The organism is Telluria sp. ZB2R32, from assembly GCF_059685715.1.
Window position 1 is genome coordinate 274,983 of sequence record NZ_JCASIG010000006.1, and the last position, 23,915, is coordinate 298,897.

At 66.5% G+C, this 23,915-nt stretch carries 19 protein-coding genes; 11 read left to right on the forward strand and 8 right to left on the reverse strand.

Annotated elements, in window-relative coordinates; translation table 11 throughout:
• Positions 1 to 72: 72 nt before the first annotated feature.
• The 4 genes from AC56LG_RS18815 to AC56LG_RS18830 all read left to right on the forward strand — a co-directional run bounded on the left by AC56LG_RS18815 (position 73) and on the right by AC56LG_RS18830 (position 3,954).
• On the forward strand, positions 73 to 528 hold the full coding sequence (locus tag AC56LG_RS18815) for an Hsp20/alpha crystallin family protein (protein ID WP_497167588.1): 456 nt from the start codon (positions 73 to 75) through the stop codon (positions 526 to 528).
• 87 nt (positions 529 to 615) lie between these two features.
• Positions 616 to 1,317, forward strand: coding sequence for a phosphoribosyltransferase (locus tag AC56LG_RS18820; protein WP_497167589.1), 702 nt, complete (start codon positions 616 to 618; stop codon positions 1,315 to 1,317).
• Positions 1,314 to 2,609: an SRPBCC family protein gene (locus AC56LG_RS18825; RefSeq protein WP_497167590.1), complete on the forward strand. Its 1,296-nt coding sequence runs from the start codon at positions 1,314 to 1,316 to the stop codon at positions 2,607 to 2,609. Before AC56LG_RS18820 ends, AC56LG_RS18825 begins: the two co-directional genes overlap by 4 nt.
• A 4-nt stretch (positions 2,610 to 2,613) precedes the next feature.
• Positions 2,614 to 3,954, forward strand: coding sequence for an erythromycin esterase family protein (locus tag AC56LG_RS18830; RefSeq protein WP_497167591.1), 1,341 nt, complete (start codon positions 2,614 to 2,616; stop codon positions 3,952 to 3,954).
• Positions 3,955 to 4,315: 361 nt separating this feature from the next.
• On the opposite strand, the gene AC56LG_RS18835 is transcribed toward AC56LG_RS18830, so the two are convergent.
• Positions 4,316 to 4,972, reverse strand: coding sequence for a zinc ribbon domain-containing protein (locus tag AC56LG_RS18835; RefSeq protein ID WP_497167592.1), 657 nt, complete (start codon positions 4,970 to 4,972; stop codon positions 4,316 to 4,318).
• Positions 4,973 to 5,101: 129 nt separating this feature from the next.
• Between AC56LG_RS18835 and AC56LG_RS18840 the strand changes: the two genes are divergently transcribed.
• Positions 5,102 to 5,623 carry a (2Fe-2S)-binding protein gene (locus AC56LG_RS18840; protein ID WP_497167593.1) on the forward strand — a complete coding sequence of 174 codons (522 nt, stop codon included), beginning with the start codon at positions 5,102 to 5,104 and terminating at the stop codon, positions 5,621 to 5,623.
• The gene (locus AC56LG_RS18845) at positions 5,620 to 7,857 is read left to right on the forward strand and encodes a xanthine dehydrogenase family protein molybdopterin-binding subunit (protein WP_497167594.1); all 2,238 of its coding nucleotides are present in this window, start codon (positions 5,620 to 5,622) and stop codon (positions 7,855 to 7,857) included. Before AC56LG_RS18840 ends, AC56LG_RS18845 begins: the two co-directional genes overlap by 4 nt.
• On the opposite strand, the gene AC56LG_RS18850 is transcribed toward AC56LG_RS18845, so the two are convergent.
• Positions 7,844 to 8,194, reverse strand: a complete 351-nt coding sequence (locus tag AC56LG_RS18850) for a hypothetical protein (protein WP_497167595.1) — start codon at positions 8,192 to 8,194, stop codon at positions 7,844 to 7,846. The genes AC56LG_RS18845 and AC56LG_RS18850 overlap by 14 nt on opposite strands.
• A 243-nt stretch (positions 8,195 to 8,437) precedes the next feature.
• Here AC56LG_RS18850 and AC56LG_RS18855 point away from each other — a divergent pair, with 243 nt between their 5' ends.
• Together AC56LG_RS18855 and AC56LG_RS18860 are read left to right on the forward strand one after the other, a co-directional pair.
• Positions 8,438 to 9,592, forward strand: coding sequence for a pyridoxal phosphate-dependent aminotransferase (locus AC56LG_RS18855; protein WP_497167596.1), 1,155 nt, complete (start codon positions 8,438 to 8,440; stop codon positions 9,590 to 9,592).
• On the forward strand, positions 9,589 to 11,835 hold the full coding sequence (locus tag AC56LG_RS18860) for a hybrid sensor histidine kinase/response regulator (RefSeq protein WP_497167597.1): 2,247 nt from the start codon (positions 9,589 to 9,591) through the stop codon (positions 11,833 to 11,835). The genes AC56LG_RS18855 and AC56LG_RS18860 overlap by 4 nt, the downstream gene beginning before the upstream one ends.
• 6 nt (positions 11,836 to 11,841) lie before the next feature.
• On the opposite strand, the gene AC56LG_RS18865 is transcribed toward AC56LG_RS18860, so the two are convergent.
• Both AC56LG_RS18865 and AC56LG_RS18870 read right to left on the reverse strand, forming a co-directional pair.
• Positions 11,842 to 13,128, reverse strand: coding sequence for a hypothetical protein (locus tag AC56LG_RS18865; RefSeq protein WP_497167598.1), 1,287 nt, complete (start codon positions 13,126 to 13,128; stop codon positions 11,842 to 11,844).
• A 22-nt stretch (positions 13,129 to 13,150) separates the two neighbouring features.
• Positions 13,151 to 15,115: a S8 family peptidase gene (locus AC56LG_RS18870; RefSeq protein ID WP_497167599.1), complete on the reverse strand. Its 1,965-nt coding sequence runs from the start codon at positions 15,113 to 15,115 to the stop codon at positions 13,151 to 13,153.
• A 362-nt stretch (positions 15,116 to 15,477) separates the two neighbouring features.
• On the opposite strand from AC56LG_RS18870, the gene AC56LG_RS18875 reads away from it, so the two are divergent.
• Positions 15,478 to 17,106 carry a Na+/H+ antiporter gene (locus AC56LG_RS18875; RefSeq protein WP_497167600.1) on the forward strand — a complete coding sequence of 543 codons (1,629 nt, stop codon included), beginning with the start codon at positions 15,478 to 15,480 and terminating at the stop codon, positions 17,104 to 17,106.
• Here AC56LG_RS18875 and AC56LG_RS18880 read toward each other — a convergent pair.
• A complete protein-coding gene (locus AC56LG_RS18880) occupies positions 17,103 to 19,025 on the reverse strand; it encodes a PAS domain-containing hybrid sensor histidine kinase/response regulator (RefSeq protein WP_497167601.1) in 1,923 nt (640 codons plus the stop codon). The genes AC56LG_RS18875 and AC56LG_RS18880 overlap by 4 nt on opposite strands.
• Positions 19,026 to 19,231: 206 nt before the next feature.
• Here AC56LG_RS18880 and AC56LG_RS18885 point away from each other — a divergent pair, with 206 nt between their 5' ends.
• Positions 19,232 to 20,359 (forward strand): DNA topoisomerase IB, encoded by a 1,128-nt coding sequence (locus tag AC56LG_RS18885; RefSeq protein WP_497167602.1) that lies wholly within the window; start codon positions 19,232 to 19,234, stop codon positions 20,357 to 20,359.
• Positions 20,360 to 20,384: 25 nt separating this feature from the next.
• Positions 20,385 to 21,461, forward strand: a complete 1,077-nt coding sequence (locus AC56LG_RS18890; protein ID WP_497167603.1) for an L-dopachrome tautomerase-related protein — start codon at positions 20,385 to 20,387, stop codon at positions 21,459 to 21,461.
• A 214-nt stretch (positions 21,462 to 21,675) separates the two neighbouring features.
• Here AC56LG_RS18890 and AC56LG_RS18895 read toward each other — a convergent pair whose 3' ends face one another.
• The 3 genes from AC56LG_RS18895 to AC56LG_RS18905 form a co-directional block, all read right to left on the reverse strand.
• On the reverse strand, positions 21,676 to 22,095 hold the full coding sequence (locus AC56LG_RS18895) for a DUF4019 domain-containing protein (protein ID WP_497167604.1): 420 nt from the start codon (positions 22,093 to 22,095) through the stop codon (positions 21,676 to 21,678).
• 62 nt (positions 22,096 to 22,157) lie between these two features.
• Complete coding sequence (gene pncB, locus AC56LG_RS18900) at positions 22,158 to 23,351, reverse strand: nicotinate phosphoribosyltransferase (RefSeq protein ID WP_497167605.1); 1,194 nt, start codon at positions 23,349 to 23,351, stop codon at positions 22,158 to 22,160.
• A gap of 18 nt (positions 23,352 to 23,369) precedes the next feature.
• On the reverse strand, positions 23,370 to 23,870 hold the full coding sequence (locus tag AC56LG_RS18905; protein WP_497167606.1) for an SET domain-containing protein: 501 nt from the start codon (positions 23,868 to 23,870) through the stop codon (positions 23,370 to 23,372).
• Between the last annotated feature and the right edge of the window lie 45 nt (positions 23,871 to 23,915).

Here is a 23,915-nt window from a genome sequence, read left to right on the forward strand (position 1 = left end):
TGCCCCGGCCCTGCCCTATAAAACAGGTGCGGCGCCATGCCGCGCATTCATCGCGAAGAAAGGAGGCTCACCATGAATCTCGTCAGAAGGGGCACCTACCGTCCCGGCATGGCCGAAGAGGGCTTCGGCCGTCTCGTCGACACCATGTTCGAGGACTTTTTCGCACCCCTGGCCCTCAATGGGCGCCGCCTCGACGACGGCGCCAGCATTCCGCGGCTCGACCTGCGCGAAACCGAACAGGCCTATGAAATCCAGGCCGACATGCCGGGCGTCGAGAAGGAAGACCTGAAGGTCGCCATCGACCACCAGCGCATCACGATCGAAGGAGAATGCCGCAAGGCAAACGAGCGGCGCGACGGCGAAAACGTGGTGTATTCTGAACGCTCAGCACGCAAGTTCATGCGCAGCTTCACCCTGCCTGCCGAGGTGGACGATGCAACTGCGCAAGCCAGACTGGAAAACGGTGTGCTGCACCTGATGCTGCCCAAGCGGCAAGGCGGCGCGGTGCGGCGGATCGATATCCAGTAAGCGGCCACGGCCGCGGCGCGAACGGGCGCGCCAGACAAGGGGGGCAGGTCGGGCCGCAAGCCGGGCCTGCCTCCGGGATGGACCGCGATGGCCGAATTTTGCCGTTTCAGGAACCGCGCGCAGGCCGGCAAGCTGCTTGCAAAAGCGCTTGGCGCCTACGCGCACCAGCCCGGCGCGATCGTGCTGGCCCTGCCGCGCGGCGGCGTGCCGGTCGCGTTCGCGGTGGCAATGACGCTCGCGCTCGCGCTCGACATCCTGCTCGTGCGCAAGCTGGGCCTGCCCGGCCAGCCCGAATACGCCATCGGCGCCGTCGGCAGCGGCGGCGTGCGCGTACTGCAGCCGGGCGTACCGGGGCTGATGGGCGTCACGCAGGAACAGGTCGACGCGATCGTCGCGCGCGAATTGCTCGAAGTCGAGCGGCGCACCCGCCTTTACCGGCACGAGCAGCCGCCGCCGGCGCTGGCAGGACGCGACGTCATCATCGTCGACGATGGCATTGCCACCGGCTCGACGATGCAGGCCGCGATCGAGGTCGCGCGCGGGCATGACGCCCGACGCGTGATCGTGGCTGCGCCGGTGGCGCCGCCCGACACGCTGGCGGCCCTGGCGCCGCTGGCCGACGAAGTTGCATGCCTGGCTGCGCCGCCGTTTTTCCGGGCGGTCAGCCAGTGGTACGAAACGTTCGATCAGACGAGCGACGAGGAAGTACAGGAATTGTTGACAATGGCCTGGCGGGCCGAAGCGGACCGCCGGCTCCTTACATCACCCGACAGAGAGGACGCAACATGAGACACACCACCACCACCACCGACCACAGCATCGAAGCGAGCGACCTGGCCAAGCTGCTCGGCGGCGCCGCCGCCGGCGCGCTGCTGATGTACATGCTCGACCCGGACCGCGGCAGTGCCCGCCGCTCGACCTCGACCGCGGCACTGCGCAACGCAGGCTCGCGCACCGGCAGTGCGCTCGGCAATGCCTGGCACGGTATTGGCGAGCGCATCGGCATGGCCGCGCGCCAGGCCGGCGAGGTTGCCAGCGAAGTGCTCGAGGAAGCCGGCAAGACCGGCAGTAAATACCTCGACGAGGCGACGACCACGGCCGGCAAGTATATCGACGACGCCGGCACCACCGCCGGCAAATACGCGGACGAAGCCGGCACCCGTGCCCGCAAGTATGCCGACGAAGCCGGCGCCAGCGCCAACCGCGCCTTCGAGGCGGCCCGTCCGAACGGCGCCGTTCGCCGCACCTATGAAGACACGGTCGACGGCGCCTCGCGCCTGCTCGACTCCGCATCCTCGAGTGCCGGCGCCGCCGCCTCGCGCCTCGGCCGCCTGGCCAGCGATGCCGCCGACAGCGGCCTGAAAGCCCTGCACCTCGACGAGCGCAGCGACCTGTCGGCCCTGCTGCGCAACCCCGCCGTCGTCGGCGGCGGCCTGCTCGGCCTGATCGGGCTGTTCCGCCGCTCGCCGTTGGGCGCCGCGGTCGGCCTGGCCGCCTTTGCACTGGCCGCGCGCAGCGGCGGCAGCGACAGCAGCAACAGCGCCCGCAGTGGTTCCGCGCTGTCGAACCTGCTCGGCAGTGGCCGCGGCCGCGCCCGCCGCATCGACCTCGAAAAAACCATCCACATCGATGCCTCGCCGTCCGAGGTCTACGACATGTGGAACAACTACGAAAACTTCCCGCGCTTCATGTCGCATGTGGTCGAGGTGCGCGACACCGGCCGCCGCCGCTCGCACTGGACCGTGCAGGGTCCGGCCGGCACCCAGTTCGAGTTCGATTCGGTGCTTACCGAGCAGAACAAGAACCGGCGCCTGGCCTGGCGCAGCGAGCCGGGCGCGCAGATCCCGAACTCCGGCTCGGTCGAGTTCGAACCCCATCGCGGCGGCACCCGCGTCACCGTGCGCCTGTCCTATGCGCCGCCGGCCGGCGCCCTCGGCCATGCCGCCGCCTCGCTGTTCGGTTCCGATCCGAAAGCACAGATGGACGACGACCTGGCGCGCATGAAGCACTACATCGAGCGCGGCGCGATTCCGCACGATGCAGCGCGGCGCGACAAGTCGGGCAGCCGTTTCCTGCACTGATGCGATGACGGCCGCGATCGACATCAGCGCGGCCGCGCTTGCGGCCGCCGCCCGGCCGCTCGACGGCGGACCGGGCGACTATGACGCCCTGATGAACCTCGTGGGCGACGCCCGCTTCGTGCTGCTCGGCGAAGCGACCCACGGCACCCACGAGTTCTACGAGGAACGGGCGCGCATCACCCAGCGCCTGATCCGCGAAAAGGGATTCGCCGCGGTGGCGGTCGAGGCCGACTGGCCCGACGCCTACCGGGTCAACCGCTACGTGCGCGGCGAAGGCGGCGATGCCGACGCCAACGCGGCCCTGTCCGGCTTCGAGCGTTTCCCGGCATGGATGTGGCGCAACACCGACGTCGTCAACTTCGTCGACTGGCTGCGCACGCATAACGCCGGCTTGCGCGCTGGTCCCAAGGTCGGCTTCTACGGGCTCGACCTGTACAGCCTGTTCACTTCGGTGCGCGAAGTGCTGAACTACCTCGACGCGGTCGATCCGGTCGGCGCCGAGGAAGCACGGCGCCGCTACGCCTGCTTCGACCACTACGACGAAGACAGCCAGCACTATGGCTACGCCACCGGCGTCGGCCTCTCCGAATCCTGCCAGCAAGGCGTGCTGACCCAGTTGCAGGAACTCCAGCAGCGCGCCTTCGATTACATGCAGGCCGATGGCGCCTCGAGCGAGGACGCCTTTTTCTATGCCCAGCAGAATGCGCGCCTGGTCAAGAATGCCGAGGAATACTACCGCACCATGTTCCGCGGCCGGGTTTCGTCCTGGAACCTGCGCGACAGCCACATGGCCGAAACCCTGGACGCCCTCACCCGCCACCTGTCGAACGATGGCGAACCGGCGAAGATCGTCGTCTGGGCGCACAACTCGCACCTGGGCGACGCCCGCGCCACTTACATGGGCGGTCTCGGCGAATGGAATGTGGGCGAGCTGGCGCGCAAGGCCTATCCAGGGCAAACCTGCCTGATCGGCTTTTCCACCTACGACGGCCACGTGACGGCGGCCTCGGAATGGGATGGTCCGGCCGAGCGCAAGCGCGTGCGTCCCGGCATGCCCGGCAGCTACGAGGAATTGCTGCACCACGTCGGCCTGCCGCGCTTTTACCTGAACCTGCGCGACGAAGGCCCGGTACGCCGCACCCTGCTCGAACGCCGCCTCGAGCGCGCCATCGGCGTGCTCTACCTGCCGCGCACCGAGCGGCAAAGCCATTACTTCAATGCCCAGATGGCCGAACAGTTCGACGCCATCATCCACATCGACCGCACCGAAGCGCTGACGCCGCTCGATGCAACGAGCGGCTGGCATTCGGGCGAACCGCCGGAAACCTATCCAGAAGGGATTTAACGAGCAGACACGGCGTTCAACGCCCCGAAACGCCGAGGTAACGTAGCGTGGGCACTCGTGCCCACGCCGTTGTGCCTTTGCGTACTGCAACGTGACCCGAAGCAGCACGATTCGCACGCCGTGCTACAGCAGTCGACCGTACGCGAACTCGGGAAACGTTTGCTTATTCACCTGTTCGACCGCGTGGGCACAAGTGAAGTGCCCACCCTACGAGGTTGTGAAAAAATCGCCATGGCGGCGTTGCGCCGCCTTGCCGTACCCACGTACTGTCTTCGGCGGCGCGCCGGGCGGCCGTATCCCTTGCCCTGACGATTTTTTCACAACCTCTACGGTACGCCACCAATCACGCCCCACTATAACGTCACGTCCCCGGCTGGCGCTGCCCGCACTCGGTACAAAACTTCGTCCCCGGCTGCAGCGCCGTCGCGCAACCGCCGCACTGCGCCTGCTGCGCCATCCGGTAGCCGCATTGCGGGCAGAATTTCGCGCCATGCGTCTCGGCCCGGCATTGCGGGCAGACCAGTTGCATCTCCGCGCGCACGTTGTGGCCGGCGCCGCGCGCCTGCCCTTCCACATTGGCCCGTTCCGATGCTTCCTGCACCTCGCCGCGTGCGCGTGCCTGCGTGATCGCCACCTTGACGTTCGGCGCGCAATTGAAGCACAGGCCGTTGGCGCGGTCGAAGCACGGCGCGCAGACATAATGATGGCAATTGCCGCAGCGGTTGAAGTGGGCTTTGCCGGCGGCCACCGCTTCGGTGAATGCCTCGTCGCGCGCCGTGTGCCAGCCGGCCTGGGCCATACCCGTCAGCACGCTGCTGGCATTGCCGAGCAGGCCGCCGAACATATTCGCGCCCTTTTGCAGCCAGCCGGAAGCCTGGCCGCTACGGTAAGGCTTGTAGTGCGTGCGCCAGCGGTCGCTGCAGCGCTGGCAATAAAACTCGAACTGGAAGCCGGCATCGACGCCCGACTGGTTGCTCAGGTCACGATAATTGTTTGCGAACTGCATTTCGGCTGACATGGGTGCCTGTGTCTGTCATTGCAATGCACCGATTATATTAGCGTTATCAAATAAACACCATCACGACGGCCCTCGCAACAATTCCCCAACAATAAACCTTTCTTCAGTCATACTTTTCCTGCCCACCTTTTGCTACGATGCCGAAGTTCAAAATCAGGCAAGGAAAAGTCGATGAGCAAGTACACGCTGAACATCAACGGCAAGCAGCAGCAGGTCGATGTCGATGCCGACACCCCGCTGCTGTGGGCGCTGCGCGATTCGCTCGGGCTGGTCGGGGCCAAATACGGCTGCGGCGCGGGCCAGTGCGGCGCCTGCACGGTGCACCTCGACGGCGCGCCGACGCGTTCCTGCCTGCTGCCGGTGTCCAGCATCGGCAAGGCCAAAATCACCACCATCGAAGGCCTCCACAAGCAGCACCAGCATCCCTTGCAACTTGCCTGGCAAGAACTCGACGTGCCGCAGTGCGGTTACTGCCAGTCGGGCCAGATCATGAGCGCCTGCGCCCTGCTCAACGCCCATCCGAAGCCGACCGACGCCCAGATCGATGAAGCGATGGCCGGCAACCTGTGCCGCTGCGCCACCTATACCCGCATCCGCGCCGGCATCCACCGCGCCGCCGAGATCGCCGCGACCACGAAAGGCAAGGCATGAACGCGCCGCTCTCTTCCGCCCGCCGCGGTTTCCTGAAAGCCGGCGCGGCCGGCGCCCTCGTGATCGGCATGGGTCCGGGCGGCGTGCTGGTTGCGCAAAACGCCGGCGCCACAGCCCCGGCTGACACTGCCTTCTCGCCAAGTGTGTTCATCCGCATCAGCCGCGACGGCATCGTCACGCTGGTGTCGAAACAGCCGGAAATCGGCCAGGGCATCAAGACTTCGCTGCCGATGGTGATCGCCGAAGAACTCGACATCGATTGGAAGGACGTGCTCATCGTCCAGGGCGACCTGAACCCGGCCTACGGCAGCCAGGGTGCGGGCGGTTCGACCTCGACCCCGACCAATTACAACGATTTCCACCGCCTCGGCGCCACTGCACGCACCATACTGGTACAGGCAGCGGCCCAGACCTGGGGCGTACCGGTCACGGAATGCCGCGCCGCCCATGGCGCCGTGGTGCATGCGCCCAGCGGCCGCAAGCTCGGCTATGGTGCGCTGGTGCCGGCCGCTATGAAACTGCCGCTGCCCGAGGCGGCGCAGGTCCAGCTGAAAGACCCGGCCACCTATACCCTGCTGGGCACGCGCATCGGCGGCGTCGACAACGGCGCCATCGTCAGCGGCAAGCCGCTGTTCGGCATCGATATCCAGTTGCCCGGCGTGCTGTACGCGGTGTATGCGAAATGCCCGGTCTTCGGCGGCAAGCCGGTCAGTGCCAACCTGGCCGCCATCAAGGCCATGCCGGGCGTGAAAGATGCGTTTATCGTCGAAGGCACCGCCAACCTGAACGGACTGCGTCCGGGCGTGGCGATCGTCGCCACCTCGACCTGGGCCGCGTTCAAGGCGCGCCGCGCGCTGGAAGTCAAATGGGACGAAGGCGTCGGCGCCGGCCACAGCTGGGCCGATTTTGCTGCGCAAGCGAAAGCGGCTGCCGGCAAAGCGGGCACGACGGTATTGCGCCAGGACGGCGACGTGCGCGCCGCCCTGGCCGGCGCCGCGAAGACGGTGCAAGCGAGCTATACCTACCCGTTCATCTCGCACGCCAGCATGGAGCCGCAGAACTGCACCGCCTGGTTCAAGCCGAACGAAGGCACGCTGGAACTGTGGGCGCCGACCCAGAACCCGGGCGCCGGTCAGGCCCTGGTCACCTCGACCTTCAACATCCCCAAGGAAAAGATCGTCCTGCACATCATCCGCAGCGGCGGCGGCTTCGGGCGGCGCCTGTCGTCCGACTTCATCGTCGAGGCCACCGCGATTGCGCAAAAGGTCGGCGCGCCGGTGAAGCTGACCTGGACCCGCGAAGACGACTTGCAGCACGACCATTTCCGTCCAGGCGGCTTCCATCACCTGCGCGGCGGCGTCGACGCCAACGGCAAGCTGGTCGGCTGGCATAACCATTTCGTCACCTTCGCCAACCGCGTCGAGCGCGACGGTAAAAGCATCCTGCAGCCAGGCAGCGGCGGCAGCCTCTCGGGCGACGAATTCCCGGGCCGCTGGCTGGCCAACTGCCTGCTGGAACAGACTGCGCTCGAATGCCGGATCCCGATGGGACCGTGGCGCGCGCCCGGCAGCGCCGTGTTTTCCTGGGTCTTCCACAGCTTCATCGACGAGCTGGCCCACGCCGGCGGGCGCGATCCGGTCGAGTTCCGCATGGAACTGCTGGGCAAGGAAGACATCGTCGCCGGCACCGGCGAACGCGGCCAGCCCTACAGCGTTGCGCGCATGCGCAATGTCCTGCGCGAAGTGGCGGAGAAGTCCGGCTGGGGCACGAAGAAATTCGCGCGCGGCCAGGGCGCGGGCGTGGCCTTCCACTTCAGCCACCGCGGCTATGTGGCGGAAGTGGCCGAGGTCACGGTGTCGAAGTCGGGCGAGCTGAAGGTCGACCGCGTGGTCGTGGTGACCGACATCGGCGCCCAGATCGTCAACCTGTCCGGCGCCGAAAACCAGGTGCAGGGCTCGGTGATCGACGGCCTGTCGACTTTGATGCATCCGGAACTGAACATCGAAGGCGGTCGCGTCGTGCAAAGCAACTTCCACGACTACAAGCTGCTGCGCATGCCGGAAACGCCGCCGAAGATCGAGATGCACTTCCTGAAGACCGACTACCCGGTCACGGGCCTGGGCGAACCGGTGCTGCCGCCGCTCGCGCCCGCAGTCTGCAATGCCATCTTTGCCGCGACCGGCAAGCGGGTGCGCGAGCTGCCGCTCAGCAAGACGGACCTCAGCTGGAGCTAGGCGCGCGGTTGCGTGCGTTATGGGCGGGGTCGGTATCCATCCCGCCGTGATGTTCGAGGATGGCCGCGGCGCGTTCCAGTTGCGCCGCATCCGCGACCGTCACCGTCACCACGCACAGGTCGCCGCGGTCGGCGGGCTTGTAGACGTCCTCGTAATCGGTCCCGCCTTTGACTGCAGGGGAATCGCCGACATAAAAATGGCTCTCGGCGGGGCCGGCTTCGTCGGACGTCACGTTGACGTCGATGCCGTCGGCGTTGAATCCTTCGGCCAGTAAGCCCTTGCGCGCCGCGTCGGCGGCTTCGAAATTGGGCAGCATGCGTACGATCTGGTGGTTCATGGTCACTCCATTGTTGCAGTAATAACTACCGTACCAGAATCCCCCGCCCCGCGGCGCTCGCACATACCGGTGCGCCCGCCTTGCCACCTCTTGCCCTTCCGGCACCCCGTGAAACGGAACATGCGAATTGCACCCATTCGCGCTCTCCCCTGCGCAAATTTTTAGTACAATCAGGAAACGTTGTGGCGTGCGGGATCCCAGCGGAGACACAGTGTTACTTTTTTACTCAGACTGAATAATAAGATGAAGATTTCACGCCGCAGCGCCGCTTCGCGTCCCCTTGCCACGACCGCCATGCATGGCCGGGTCGAAGCCTTCCGCAACGAGGGCATGGGCATCATCGATTTCTCGATCGCCATCTCGCACTTCACCCCGCCGGCCGCGGTGCTCGACGCCGTCTCGCGCGCGGTCCAGGACGAGCGCACCATGCCCTACACCGGGGTCGCCGGCGCGCTCGACGTACGCCGCAGCCTGTGCAACAAACTGGCGCGCGAAAACGGTGTCGACGCCGAACCGGGCGAGATCATCGTCACCAACGGCGCCAAGCAGGCGCTCTACGAAGCGCTGTACACGATGCTCGATCCGGGCGACACGGTCCTGATTTTCAAGCCGCACTGGCCGGCCTACGTCACCACCTGCAAGCTGCTGGGTTTAAACCCGATCCTGGTCGACCTGCCCGACACCGTCACGCCCGCCTTCCTGGAGACCTGCCCGCAGGCCGACCTGGTCATCATCAACAACCCGCACAACCCGACCGGCAAGGTGTACACGCGGGAAGAACTCGGCCACCTGTGCGCCTGGATGCATGGGATCGAAGCCCAGGTGATCGTCGACGAGAGCTACGAACACCTCAGCTTCGGCCCCGCGCACACCAGCTTCGCCACGCTGTGCGACTGGCGCGCGCTCGGTGCCGTCACCATCTTCTCGGCCTCGCAAAGCTACGCGATGATGGGATGGCGCCTCGGCTTCGCGCTGGCGCCGGCGGAGATCGCCGAAGCGATGCAGACGCTGCAGGGACCGATCACGGCGGCCGCCTCGCACCTGGCGCAGGTGGCCACCGTCGCCGCCTTCGCGTCCGGCCCGCAGCAGCACATGATCGACGACTACCGTACGCGGCGCGACACGGTGCTGCGCCACGTGCGCGAAGTGCCGTGGATCGGGATGGCTTGTCCGGATTCCGGCCCCTACCTGTGGGGCGACGTGCGCGCCCTGACCCATGACACCGAAGCCTTCGCCGAAGCGCTGCTGGAAGAGGAAGGCGTGGCCATCATGCCGGGCGACGCGCTCGGCGTGCCGGGCTTCATCCGCATCGGCTACATCTGCGACGACAGCGCCACGCTGATGGAAGGCGTGCGGCGCCTGGTGGCCTTTGGCGACCGGCAGGCGGCGAATCGATGAAACCGATCACGGCGCACTTCAGGCTGAACAGCCTGCGCAGCCGCCTGATGCTGCTGGTGGCACTGGCGATCCTGCCGCTGGCGCTGATGACGATCCTGGGCGGCATGCGCGAGCGCGAGCAGGCGATCGAGGCGTCCGAGGAAAACCTGCGCCGCCTGACCAACCTGGCCGCGGCCAACGAAGCGCAATCGGTCGAGCGCGCGCGCCAGATCCTGGTGGATCTCGCCAGCGTGCCCGACCTGCTGGGCGAAACGCCGCGCTGCAACGCCTTGCTGGCGGACGTCCTCGACCGCAACGAAGGCTATGTGAACTTCGGCCTGATCCAGCTGAACGGCGAGGTCACCTGCAGCGCCGTGCCGATGCTCCATCCGGTCAACCTGGGCGACCGCAGCCACTTCAAGCGCGCCGTCTCCGAACGCCGCTTCATCGCCGGCGACTACGTCTTCGGGCGCGTGATCCGGCGCCACACGATCAACCTCACCTATCCCGTGATCGACCGCGGCGGCAAGGTGATCGCCGTCGTCTTCGCGGCGATGGACCTCGCCGGCCTCGACACCTTTGTCGCCGACATCAACCTGCCGCCCGGCTCGGTGCTGGTGACGACCGACGCCAACGGCACCATCATCTCGCGCCGTCCCGATCCCGAGCGCTGGTTCGGCCACAAGGTCTCGAGCACCATGCGCGCGGCCATGGGCGATGCGGTACGAAACAACGGCCGCCACGCCGTGGTGCTGCGCGACGACGACAACGTCGAACGCCTGCACACCTTTGCCCGCGTCGGCGCGCCGGCGCTGTCCGACTACACGGTGACGATCGGCATCCCGGTCGAGACGGTCACGGCGGGCGCGCGGCGCGCCCAGCTGATGTCGCTGATCGGCCTGGCCGCCACCACCATGCTGGCCCTGCTCGCGGCCTGGCTCGCGGGCGACGTCTTGATCGTGCAGCGCGTGCGCAAGCTGAAGGACACGGCGCGCCGCATCGCCGCCGGCGACCTCGACGCGCGCTCGGGCATCGCCTACGAACGCGAAGAGATCGGCCAGCTGGCCGAAGCGCTCGACGAAATGGCCGCCACGCTGCAGAAGAAGGAAGCGGCGCGCGGCCTGGCCGAACGCGAACTGCGCGCGGCCGACCAGCGCAAGGACGAATTCCTGGCGATGCTGGCGCACGAACTGCGCAACCCGCTGGCGCCGATCAGCACCGGGGCACATTTGCTGAAACTGCTCCACTCGGACAATGCACAAATTACGCAGACCTGCGCCATCATCGCGCGCCAGGTCGAGCACATGACCGGCCTGGTGGACGACCTGCTCGACGTCTCGCGGGTGACGCGCGGCCTGGTGTCGATCTCGACCCAGGTGCTCGACCTGCGCCGCGTGATCGACGACGCCGCCGAGCAGATCCGGCCGCTGATCACCGCGCGGCGCCACAGCGTCGTGCTCGACCTGCCGCCGAACCCGGCCACGGTCAAGGGCGACCACAAGCGCCTGGTGCAGGTGGTGGCCAACCTGCTCAACAACGCGAATAAATACACCCCCGAGGGCGGCCGCATCGAACTGGGCCTGCTCGAAGACGGCCCGCACTACGTGCTGACGGTGCGCGACGACGGCATCGGCATGGAGCCGCAACTGGTCGCGCGCGTGTTCGACCTGTTCACCCAGGCCGAGCGCACCCCGGACCGCTCCCAGGGTGGCCTCGGCCTGGGCCTGGCGCTGGCGAAGAGCCTGGTCGAGCTGCATGGCGGCACCGTGCAGGCCGCCAGCGCGGGCCTCGGCCAGGGCAGCATCTTCACGGTGCGCCTGCCGCGCCACAACCAGGAAGTGCTGCTGCCGGCGGCGCCGAGCATCGATCCGGCGCAGGCGGCCAGGCCGCTCAAGGTGCTGCTGGTGGACGACAACCTGGACGCCGCGCACACGCTGCAGCTGTTCCTGGCCGCCGGCGGGCACCGGGTCGAGATTGCCTACAGCGCGGCCGACGCGGTCGACCTGGCGCGCGTCTTCGCGCCCGACGTCTGCCTGCTCGACATCGGCCTGCCCGATTTCGACGGCAACGAACTGGCGCGCCGCCTGCGCCGCCTGCCGCAGGCGACCAACGCGACCCTGGTCGCGATGACCGGCTACGGGCGCCAGCAGGACCGCGACGCTTCGATGGCGGCCGGCTTCGACGATTACATGGTCAAGCCGGTCAACACGATGGCGCTGTCGGACTTGCTGGCGGAGGTGGCTTCGGAGAAGTTCCCGCGCTAGACGCTGCTATCCGGCGCTGGCCACGGCCCGGCTGATCGCCCACGCGACTTCGGGCCCCGCCACGTCGCCGTGGTTACTGATAAAGGCGGAGCTTTCGAGGTTGTGGATCAGCTGCTTTTCAAGCTTGTATTCCTTGCCCACGGCAAGCAGCTGCCTCACCGCCGCCGAGACTTCCGACGCATCCATCCTGACGGCGCCGTTGCTTCCCAACCCGCCGTACTTGTCGTTTGGCCCGCCAAATTCTTCTGCCATGTCCCCGCTGATACGGGACGCGATCGCATAGGCCTTGCCGACCGCACTGTCGTTGCGGGTGTGGGTGACGATGATCGGTCCCGCCAATCGCTGTTTGTCGACCACGTTGCGGAAATAGCCGATCTTCGAGAAACCGTTGTGCGAGAACGCGCCCTGCAGCAAGGACAGGCTGTACAACTTGTCCGTGGTCGACGTCATCGCGGCCGCAGTCACCAGGCGCGCACCGAAGCTGTGGCCGACCAGGTGGACGTGGCGGACCGCCGCGCGTGCGCCAAACTCGTCGATCAAGGGTGCCAGGCCGGTGCTGCCCACCGTCCCGGCCCGCTTTTTCATCTCGTAGTAAGTGGTGATGTTCAATAAGGAACTGACGGCATTGCCGATTCCGCCGAACAGTTTGCCAAGTCCGACACCGCTGACCGCTTGCGCACCCTGCCCGCCCGTGCCGCCGTTGCCGCCTCCGGCCCCGCTGTCAGGCTGCAGTGCCAGCTTGAACACCGCGCGCGCATCGCTCTGGTTGAAGAAGAAACGGGAACCGTCGAGGTCCGCATTGGCATCGGGGTCGTCCACCATCTTGCGCAGGGTCTCGATGAATGCCGTCTGCGCCTCGGGCTTGTCGAGCCGGGGCGCGAGTGCGCGCAGCTGCGCCAGTTCCGCGTTCTTGCCGCTGTCCTCGAACGCCTTGTCGAACGCATCCAGCGAACGCGCGACCAGCGCGTACCCGTCGTCCGCCCCGCCACCGGTGGCGGCGGCACCGACGGCGCCTGTTCCCGCCGCCGCTGCCTCGTCGGGTGAAAAATCGAATTTCTTCGACGGCCAGATGACGCCGACGATGGCCATGCCCTGCCTGACCCCGGGATTGACCTTGCCGATATTCTCGAACAGGGTTTTATACAATTGTTCCGCTTCGCCGCGGTCGTTGTTCCAGCCATGCGAGACGATCATCACTTCGCGCGCGTCGTCGGGCAGCACGGGCTTGCCGATGCATTTGCCGTTCTTGTCGAATTCAGCCGTTGTGTACGGAATGCCAGCAATGTCTTTCATGATCGATCCCCATGAGAATGCGTTATACCGACTGGATGGCGCGCAACAGGTCGACCACGCCCGCGCCCTGGAAATATCGATCGCGCCCGAGGTCGGTCGCGGTCGACGTGAAAATGCGCTTGACCTCTTCAGCCTCGCCGATGAATTCGTTGCGTATCGACAGGAAGGCGGCCACGGCGCCGCTGACGTGCGGCGCCGCCATGCTCGTGCCGCTCGACTCGACATAGGCGAAACTGGCGTCGCCGGTCTCGGCGGCGAAGTCGTTCACCATCACGCTGCCGGCGGCGGCGGCCGACACGATCCGTTCGCCCGGCGCAAGCAGGTCGGGCTTGTAGCGCCCGTCGCCGGTGGGGCCTTTTGAAGAGAAATAGGAAACGCCGTACCGGTGGGGGGATTCCCGGTGGGTGGCGCCGACGGTGATTGCCAGCTCGGCATTGCCGGGATCGTTGATCGTCAGATCGAGGCCGCTGTTGCGGTCCTTGCCTTCCACCCGTAACACGCCATAGCCGCTGTTGCCGGCCGCGACCACGACGACGACCCCCGACTTGACCAGCCGGTTCACCTCGACGCACAGCGGGCTGTGTCCGCAGGCGAACCACTCGGCTTCGAAATTATGTCCCAGGCTGAGGTTGACGCCGTGGATCTTCAGGTCGCGCCCATGTCCGTTGATCAGCTGGATATGGGCGATGGCGGCGATCACACTGCTGGCCTTTCCGTAACCGAATTCGTCCAGCACCTTCAGGCTGACCAGCTTGCACTTGGGCGCGATGCCGGCAATGGCGCTCAAGGGAATGCTGGCCGAAGCGACGAAGGTTTCGTCCTCGGTACTGCTGACGCCGCGCACGCGCTCGACGCCGCGCAGGCGCCATGCGGCATCGTAGGGCGGCACGGGAGGAAGCGGAGTTGGCAGTTCCTTGCTCTGCTGGCCGGCGATGATGCCGGCCACGTGGGTGCCGTGGCCTTTCTCGTCGGTCAGCGCACTCTCCTTCTCTTTCGTGAAATCGCGGTGAAACGGCGAGAGCGGATCGATGTTCCCGTGCAGCGCGAAGTGCGGATGGCGTGCGTCGATGCCGGAATCGATGACCGCCCAGGTGATGCCCTCGCCATAGGCACTGAAGGAATTCTGCGCCGCATCCGCCTTGACCGTACGCGCCGACCGGTGCGTGCAGTTTTGCAGGTCGAAATCCGGCCAGATCCGGTGAATCGCGCGAAACTGGCGTGGATTCGGCGGCTCGATCGACTCGGGCACCTGTCCTGGCTTCAGGCCGAGAACGCCTTCGTGCGCCACCTGTCTTTCCAGCTTGCGCTCGGCCATATGGGCCCATTCGTATGCGGCATCCGTATCGAAACGCACCAGTTCGAGCACGGCCCGTCCTTCCAGCCGCGCAAACACGTACTGGTTCGACAGTTCCGTCTTGAGCGTATGGACACCCTGGTAGTCGTCGCGAATCTTCAGTTTCGCCATCGCCTTGGCGATCAGGTCCCGGATCGCGGTCTGCGCCGCCTTCCTCGGGTCGCTGTTGTACGGATTGGGATGCGGCTGCTGCAGGTTGATGCGGGTGCTGCCATTCTCCTGATACGGGGGCCGCGCGCGAAACTCGAGGTTGATATCGATAATCACGTCCCAGCGCGAAGGCCAGATCGCCAGGATCGGGCTGGACAGGGAGGCATTCGCACTGAGCAGATAATCGGCCACTTCCGGCTTGAGCGAGCCGAGCAACACGTCGTCGACTTCTTCCGTATCGTCGAGCCTGATCCTGACGCGGCGTTTTTTGGCCGCCCTGATCGCATTTTTCGTAAACCGGTCGAGCGCGTCGCGCACCGCCTCCCTGGCCGCCGCCTTGCCGCCGGGGTAATTCGGATTCAGGAAGACCAGCGTCTCGTAGCGCCGGGCCAGCTCCGGGTAGTGTTCCTTGAGACGCGCAGTGGTCGCCAGCTCGGCTTCGATTCGCTCGAGCAGCGGGCGCGAAATGACCGATTTCGCCATGGCCGCACCGAGGAGCCGGGCCGGTTTGCGTTGCACCTTGTTAGCGGGAGAAGCCATCATGCCCCCGCCCGAATCAATCGTGCGGAGGCCGCCCACATGCGCACCGGGGCGGAGATCGCCGTGCACACACCTGCCATCGTCGAGAACCAGGTTCGCATCCCGCCTCCGTGTCAGATTTTACTTACACTGGATAGTACGCCGCTCCCGGCAGCCCTGATACTAAAAATTACAACGTTGCAAAAATCGCACATCGAGCCGCGTACCCGGCGCCAGCGAGTGCTTCGCTCGCACCGCAAACGTGCCCCATCCGACACGCAATCCAACATTGCCGTAACATCCATGCTCAACATGAAGGAGCATGGATGGAATCGGTAGGCGTAGTACTTGCAATGATGCTGGCGGTGATCGGCAGCGGTTACCTGGTGCGGATGCTGCCGTTCGCGGTGCCGCTGCCGCTGGTGCAGATCGCGCTGGGGGCGGTGATCGCCGGGGTGTTCGGCCACGGCGTCACGCTCGACCCGGAAATCTTCTTCCTGCTGTTCCTGCCGCCGCTGCTGTTCCTCGACGGCTGGCGCATCCCGAAAGTGGGCCTGTTCCGCGACAAGGGCACCATCCTCGAACTCGCGCTCGGCCTGGTCGTGTTCACCGTCCTTGGCGCCGGCTTCCTGATCCACTGGCTGGTGCCGGCCATGCCGCTCGCGGTTGCCTTCGCGCTGGCCGCGATCGTGGCGCCGACCGATCCGGTGGCGGTCGGCTCGATCGCCGCGCGCGTGCCGATCCCGCACCGCCTGATGCACATCCTCGAGGGCGAGTCGCTGCTCAACGACGCCACCGGCCTGGTCTGCTTCCGCTTCGCGGTGGCCGCCGCCATGACCGGCGTGTTTTCGCTGGCCGACGCCTCGTTGACCTTCCTGTGGGTGGCGCTGGGCGGCATCGCCTGCGGCGTGGCGATCACGGTCTCGGTTGCCTTTGTCCAGCGCGTGGCCGGCCAGCGCCTGGGCGAGGAACCCGGTTCGCCGATCCTGGTCAACCTCCTGATTCCGTTCGGCGCCTACCTCGCCGCCGAACACCTGCACGCTTCCGGCATCCTGGCCGCGGTGGCCGCCGGCGTGACGATGAGCTATGTCGAACTGTCCGGGCGCGCCCTGGCCACTACCCGCGTGCGCCGCGCCGTGGTCTGGGACACGGTGCAGTTCTCGCTCAACGGCGTGATGTTCGTGCTGCTCGGCGAGCAACTGCCCGACATCGTGGGACGCGCCATGCACGACGCCCGCCTCGACGAGAACATGACCGAATGGTCGCTGCTCGGCACCGCCCTGCTCATCAGCCTGGCGCTGATCGTGCTGCGCCTGGTGTGGGTGTGGGTCTCGCTGCGCCTGACCATCCTGAAAGCGCGGCGCCACGGCAAGCAGGTCTACACGCCCAACTTCCGCCTGGTGATCGCCACCTCGCTGGCCGGGGTGCGCGGCGCGATTACGCTGGCCGGCGTGCTGACGCTGCCGCTGGCCTTGCCGAACGGCGCGCCCTTCCCCGGACGCGACCTCGCCATCTTCTATGCCAGCGCGGTGATCATCGTCTCGCTGCTGGTGGCCAGCATCGGCCTGCCGCGCGTGCTGCGCGGTCTGGAAGTGCCGGAGGAATCGAGCGAGACCGCGCAGGAAGACCGCGCCCGCCACGACGCCGCCATGGCCGCCATGGCCGCCATCGAGAAAGCGGCGACCGCCCACCTCGACAAGGAACACGATGCCGATGTCCACGCCAGCGCGGTCGACCACGTGCGCGGCGTCTACGAGCACCGGCTCGGCGGCGGCGGCCTGTACGACCCGTCGCGGGTGCGGGTGGCCGAACAGGCCGAGCGCGAATACCGGCTGGCGGCGCTGAAGGCCGAGCGCGAAGCGATCCTGGCGCTGGTGCATGGCCGCGCCCTGTCGGACGAGATCGCGCGCCGGCTGCTGCGCGAGATCGACCTGGTCGAGGCGCGTTACGGTTAGCGAATCTCTGCCAGGAGCGCGGCCAGCACGTCCAGGTCGACCGGCTTGACCAGGTGATGGTCGAAGCCGGCGGCCAGGGTCACCTTGCGGTCGCTGTCCTGGCCGTAGCCGGTGACGGCGATCAGGGTCGCGCCCGCCGTCTCGGGCTGGGCGCGCAGGCGCCGCGCCAGCTCGTTGCCGTCGATGCCGGGCAGGCCGATATCGAGCAGGAATACCTGCGGCGGCTCGCTGCGGCCGCGCGCCAGGGCCTGCAGCGGCGCATGCTCGACCTGCACCTGGTGGCCCAGGGCCTCGAGCACCATCGCCAGCATCGCCGCGGCGTCGACGTTGTCGTCGACGACCATCACACGCAGCGCATTCGCGGTCGCGCTCGCGGCAAGGCCGGCGTGGCTGGCATGGCGCTCGTCGCCGCTCTCCTGTTGCGCCGCGCGCGGCAGGCGCACCGTGAAGCTGCTGCCCTTGCCGATGCCGGCGCTGGCGCAAGCGACCGACCCGTGGTGCAGCTCGACCAGGCTTTTGACCAGCGCCAGTCCGAGTCCCAGTCCGCCCGAGGCGCGGTCGGAACTGCGCCGCGCCTGGGCGAACAGTTCAAAGGCGCGTTCGGTCAGTTCGCGCTCCATGCCGATGCCGTGGTCGGCAACCGTGATCGCTACTTCGCCATCGCTCACGTCGACCTCCAACGCGATATTGCCGCCCTCCGGCGTGTACTTGGCGGCGTTGTTGAGGATGTTGGCGATGACCTGCACCAGCCGTTTCTCGTCGCCCATGACGGTCACGCGCTCCGGCGGCAGGCGCAGCGCCAGGCGGTGGCGGCGCGCCTCGATCAGGGGCGTGGCCTGCTCCACGGCGTTGGCGGCGATGTGGCGGATGTCGAGCGCCGCCTCCTCCAGTTCGATCAGGCCGCGCGAGACGCGCGAGACGTCGAGCAGGTCGTCGATCAGGCCCGTCATGTGGCGGATCTGGCGGCTGATGATCCGGCTGCTGGTCTGCACGCGCTGCGCGTCCAGTTCCGCCTTCTGCAGCAATTGCGCCGCCGCGCCGATCGGCGCCAGCGGGTTACGCAGTTCGTGCGCCAGCATGGCCAGGAACTCGTCCTTGCGCCGGCTCGCCTCCAGCAACTTTTCCTCGGCCTGCTTGCGGTCGGTGATGTCGCTGGCGGCGCCGATCCACTCGTAGATCTCGCCGTCGGCGCCGATCATCGGCACCGCGCGCGAATAGGCCCAGCCATAGCTGCCGTCGAGGCGGCGCACACGGTGCTCCGCCTCGAACGGCCCCCTGGCGCGCATCGCCGCGTCGATCGCCTGCTTCACCAGCGCATGGTCCTGCGGCGGAATGTAGGCGTCGATCCACTGGGGACGCGCGCCGAGCGTGTCCTGCACGAAGCCGCGCCCTTCGAGCTGGTGCATCTCGCTCCAGTCGGGCCCCATCCGATACACCACTTCGGCGCTGGCGCTGACCAGGGCGCGAAAGCGCTTTTCGCTTTCGCTGCGCGCGGCCTCGGCGCGGATCATCGCGGTGACGTCGCTGGTGCTGTGCGAGATGCACACCAGCTGCCCGCGCTCGTCGAAGATCGGCGTGCTGACCGCGTTCCAGAAGCGCTCCTCGAAGCGCACTTCGCCCGACGGCAGCTCGACCCGGATCGGGTAGCGGATGCCCGGCATGGTATCGACCTGGCCGGTCGCCAGCACGCGCGCCAGCGACCCGCGCAGGTCGTCTTCGCCGGTGTCGTCCGGGTCGTCGGCATTGCGCGGAAAAGCCACGAACAGGCTGACCCCGAGCAGGTCGTCGCGCCGGCGTCCGGACGCGCGCAGGAAGGCGTCGTTGACTGCCAGGATCACGGCCTCCGGCGTAGGCGACAACAGGTAGTGCCCTGTCGGCGAAGCGTTGAACACGGCTTCGTAGAGCGATGCTGGAACCATCGTAAAGACGTGCGCCAAAAAGTGAGTGGACATTGGAACAACACTGCGTGGGCATCTTATCCGATTCGCGCCCGGCCGTGAACGCAAGATTCATGCTGACGACATGTCACACATGCCTGCGTTAGCTCCCGAACGGTGCGCGGCAGCGAGAAGCGTAAGATCGGACGGGCATGTTCCACTTTCGAATCTTCGCCATGAGCCCTGCCATGACCCTCGATGCCCAGACGCCGCACGACCCCGCACCGCTCAGCGCTCCGCCCGCCGCCGCCAAGGCGGCCGGCCTGCGCTACGTTCACGACGACCGTCCCGGCATCCGCCGCCAGTCGGCCAAAGAAGGGGCCAAAGAAGGGTTTACCTATTTTTCCGCCAAGGGCGAAGTCGTCGAGGACGAAGCCACGCTGAAACGCATCCGCACGCTCGCCATTCCGCCGGCCTGGCAGGACGTCTGGATCTGCCCGCAGGCGAACGGCCACCTGCAGGCGACCGGCCGCGACGCGCGCGGGCGCAAGCAGTACCGCTACCACCCGAAATGGCGCAGCGTGCGCGACGAAGTGAAATACGAACGGATGATCAACTTCGGCAAGGCCCTGCCCGGCATCCGCGCGGAGGTCGACCGCGCCCTGAAGCTGCCCGGCCTGCCGCGCGAGAAGATGCTGGCGACCATCGTCTACCTGCTCGAAGCGACCATGATGCGGGTCGGGAACGAGGAATACGCGCGCACGAACAAATCCTTCGGGCTCACCACGCTGCGCAACCGCCACGTGAAGGTCGACGGCAGCGACGTGCAGTTTTCGTTCCGCGGCAAGAGCGGCGTGTACCACAAGATCCAGGTGCACGACCGGCGCCTGGCGCGCATCATCCGCAGCACGCGCGACCTGCCGGGCCAGGAACTGTTCCAGTACGTGGGCGAGGACGGCGAGACGCACAGCATCGATTCGAGCGACGTCAACGACTACCTGCGTTCGATCACCGGCGAGGACTACACGGCCAAGGATTTCCGCACCTGGTCGGGCACCGTGCTGGCCGCGCTCGCCCTGCAGGAATTCGAGAAGTTCGACTCCGAAACGCAAGCCAAGAAAAACGTCGTGCGCGCGATCGAATCGGTCGCGCAAAAACTCGGCAACACGCCTTCGGTGTGCCGCAAGTGCTACGTGCACCCGGCCGTGCTCGACGCCTACATGGAGGGCGCGGTCATCGAAGCCCTGCGCGAACGCACCGAACAGCAGCTGATCGACGACCTGCACGCCTTGCAGCCCGAGGAAGCGGCCGTGCTGGCGATGCTGCAGCAGCGTTTGCAGCACGACGCCGACGCCGCCGAGAAGCGAGCAGCCTGATTCCACTCATTTGAAAAGGATTTACATGAACGACCAGAACACTTTCGACCTGCAGGCAGGCGGCGCCGCTCTCGAACTCGTCGCCCGCTTCGAGCACCAGGTAACCGGCGTCACCGTTTCCGAAGGCAACCGCATCTTCGTCAACTTCCCGCGCTGGACCGAGGATACGGCGGTGTCGGTGGCCGAGTTGCTGGCGGGCGGCGAACTCAAGCCGTATCCGGACGAGGAATGGAACAGCTGGCGCAACGCGCGCAAGGACGAGGTCTCGCCCGAAGACCATTGGGTGTGCGTGCAAAGCGTCGTCGCCGATGGCCGCGGCAGCCTGTGGGTGCTCGACCCGGCGGCGCCGGCGCAGAGCCACGTGGTCGATGGCGGACCGAAGCTGGTGCGGATCGACCTCGCGACAAACAAGGTCGCGCAGACCATCGCTTTCGATGAAGACGCGGCGCCGCAGGGCTCCTACCTGAACGACGTGCGCTTCTCGAACGATGGCAGTGTCGCCTACATCACCGATTCCGGCGTCAAGGGTGCGCTGCTGGTGGTCGAGATCGCGAGCGGCAAGGCGCGGCGCGTGCTCGACGGCGATGAATCGACGCAAATGAAAAAGGGCCTGGACGTGAAAGCCGACGGCGAAGTGCTGCGCCGCCCGGACGGGCGCGGCGTCGAATTCTCGGCCGACGGCATCGAACTGTCCGGCGACGGCAAGTATCTGTACTGGCAGGCGATCAAGGGCGACACCCTGTACCGCATCGCGACCGACGCGTTGCGCCAGGGTGGCGACGACCTGTCGGGCAAGGTCGAACCCTTCGGCCTGAACGGCGTCAACGACGGCCTGCTGATCCCGCGCGGGACCAACCGCATGCTGCTGACGGGCGTCGAACACGACGCCATCCGCATGCGCGACCTGGACAAAGGCGCCGATGCGCCGATCGAAACGCTGGTGCAGGACAAGCGCCTGCGCTGGCCCGACACCTTCAGCCAGGGGCCGGACGGTACCGTGTACGTGACCAGCTCGCACATCCAGGACTCGGCCTTCTTCGAGCCGGATGCGCCGCCGGCGCTGCCGACGGAGTTGTGGAAGCTGGTGGCCAAGGGCGGTTGAGAGCACCATTGGCGCCGAGGTAACGTAGGGTGGGCTCCCGAGTCCACGCGTTACGGGCGTCTCCTTGCACCTGCGGTGACATGCCGTCCCCACGTAGCGGAATATCACCGCCAACGTGCTTGAGACGCGCGTACGCGTGGACTCAGGAGTCCACCCTACGGTGCGCTGCGGCCGATGGATGGAAAGTGTCAGTGGCGAGTCAAGCCGGCTACCGCTACTTGATGAAATACCCCGACACCTTCCAGCTTCCATCCGGCTGGCGCATCGGCGTCACCGTCTCGACCGCGCCGGCGCGGTTGGCAAAATCGGTCTTGTACTGCATGACGACATATTCGCCCGCCGGTGCACCCGGTATGGCGCGCGTGTAGACGCTTGACACCAGCGTGCGCGCGCTGAAGGGGCCGAACGGCGCGCGGGCCTGGGCGCCGGCCTGGCCCCAGGCGTCGCGCGTCACTGCCGCCTGCATGGCGGGAGCGGCTTCGTCCCAGGCCTCGACCGTCTTGCCGGCGTCCATGGCGGCCAGCCAGCGGTCGGCAGCTTCCCTGGCGGCGGCGACCTTGGCATCTTCTTGCGCATGCAGGGTTGGGGCGACGATACTGGCGGCGGCCAGCACAAAGGCGGCAATAGCTTTCAAGACGATCTCCTGGTCAAGGACTGCTCAACCGACGGCAAGCGGCCGCCACGCATGGTCAACCCTTACACCGGCTCGCTCACCCCGAACACCTGGCGCAGGTAGGCCAGGAAAGTCTCGTCGGTGCACATCGACTTGCCCGGCGTGTCCGACAGCTTCGCCACCGGCTGGTTATTACAGCGGGTCAGCTTCATGACGATGTTCAGCGCTTTATAGGGCGTGTCGTTGGTGAGCTGGGTGCCGATGCCGAAACCGGTCTGGGTGCGGTCGGCGAAGTGGCGGTACAGGTTCAGCGCCTTCGGCACCGTCAGCGCGTCGGAGAAGACGAGGCGCTTGGTGCGCGCGTCGATGCGCAGCTTGGCGTAATGCGCAAGCGCCTTTTCGCCCCACTCGGTCGGGTCGCCCGAATCGTGGCGCAGGCCGTCGAACAGCTTGGCGAAATACGGGTCGAAGTCGGCCAGGAAGGCGTCCATGCCGACCACGTCGGTCAGCGCGGTGCCGAGGTCGCCGCGGTATTCCTGCACCCAGTCCTCGAGCGCCGCCTTCTGGAAATCGCGCAGGCGCACCGGGAAGGCCTGGAAGGCTTGCAGGTATTCGTGCGCCATGGTCCCGATGGGCACCAGGTTGTACTTGCGCGCCAGGTGCACGTTCGAGGTGCCCTTGAAGAACTGCGGCAGTTCGCGCGCCAGGGTCGAGACGACTTCGTCATGCCACTCGCCCGAAAAACGGCGGCGCACGCCGAAGTCGAAGAATTCGAAGGGGTTGGCGCGCTTGGGTTCCTGGTCGAAGGCGCGGAACTGTTCGATCTTCAGCGCCAGGCGCTTTCTCGCTTCGTCGATGGCGGCTCCCTGGTCGAAGCGGCGGAAATACAGTTCGTTGACAATGTAGAGCACATAGATCTCGAAGCCCATCACGTGCACCACCGGGCCACAGGCGCGGATGCGCAGGTGCGGGCCGTCGGTTTCCACCGTGATGAACTTGCGCTGGAAGCGGAACACCGTGAGGAAGTCGGCGAAGTCGCTTTTAATGTAGCGCAGGCCGCGCAGGTAGGCGATCTCCTCGTCGGTGAACAGCATTTCGCACAGGTGGTCGAGTTCGCGTTCGACTTCGTCCTTGAGTTCGGCCAGCGGGTAATCCGGCTGGTTACGGCACAGGAATTCGTATTCGCCGTGGGCGTTCGGATGGCGGTGCAGCAGCGCCTGCCACATCGTGAATTTGTAGAGGTCGGTTTCGAGCAGGCTGCGGACAATGGGCTTCATAAATGCTTTCGTGCGGCCTCAGGCCGGTTTCTTCTTCTGGCGTTTTTTCGGGGCCAGCATGGTCCCGCTGCAGCCTGGCGTGCCGCAGCGGCAGGCGAACAGTTTTTTCAGTGCCGGCGTATGGCGTTCGTCGTAGATCAGGGCGTAATTGTAGTTCAGCTCCTGCCCGGCCTCGATCGGATGCAGCGCGTGGATGTAGACGCGGCCGTCTTCCTCGTAGGCTTCGCAGTTGGGCGAACAGGCGTGGTTGATCCAGCGCGCATCGTTGCCGCGGCGGCCGCCGTCGATGACGCGGCCATCGTGCAGGCTGAAGTAGAAAGTGTGGTTGATCGGGCCGCCGGCGTCGATCGCGCGCTGGGTGGCGTCGTCCCAGCTGATGCGCTCGCCCCGGTATTCGATGATGCGTTCGCCGGCCTCGATGTGGCGGCGGGCGAAGACGCCGTTGCCGTGGATGGGGGACTTCTTTACTTCATAGGCCGGATCGGCCTTGGCTGCGGCATTCTTGGGTGTGGTCGGCATGGTGGCTCGGTTGGCGTGATCGGTGCATGATGCGCAATCAGCATC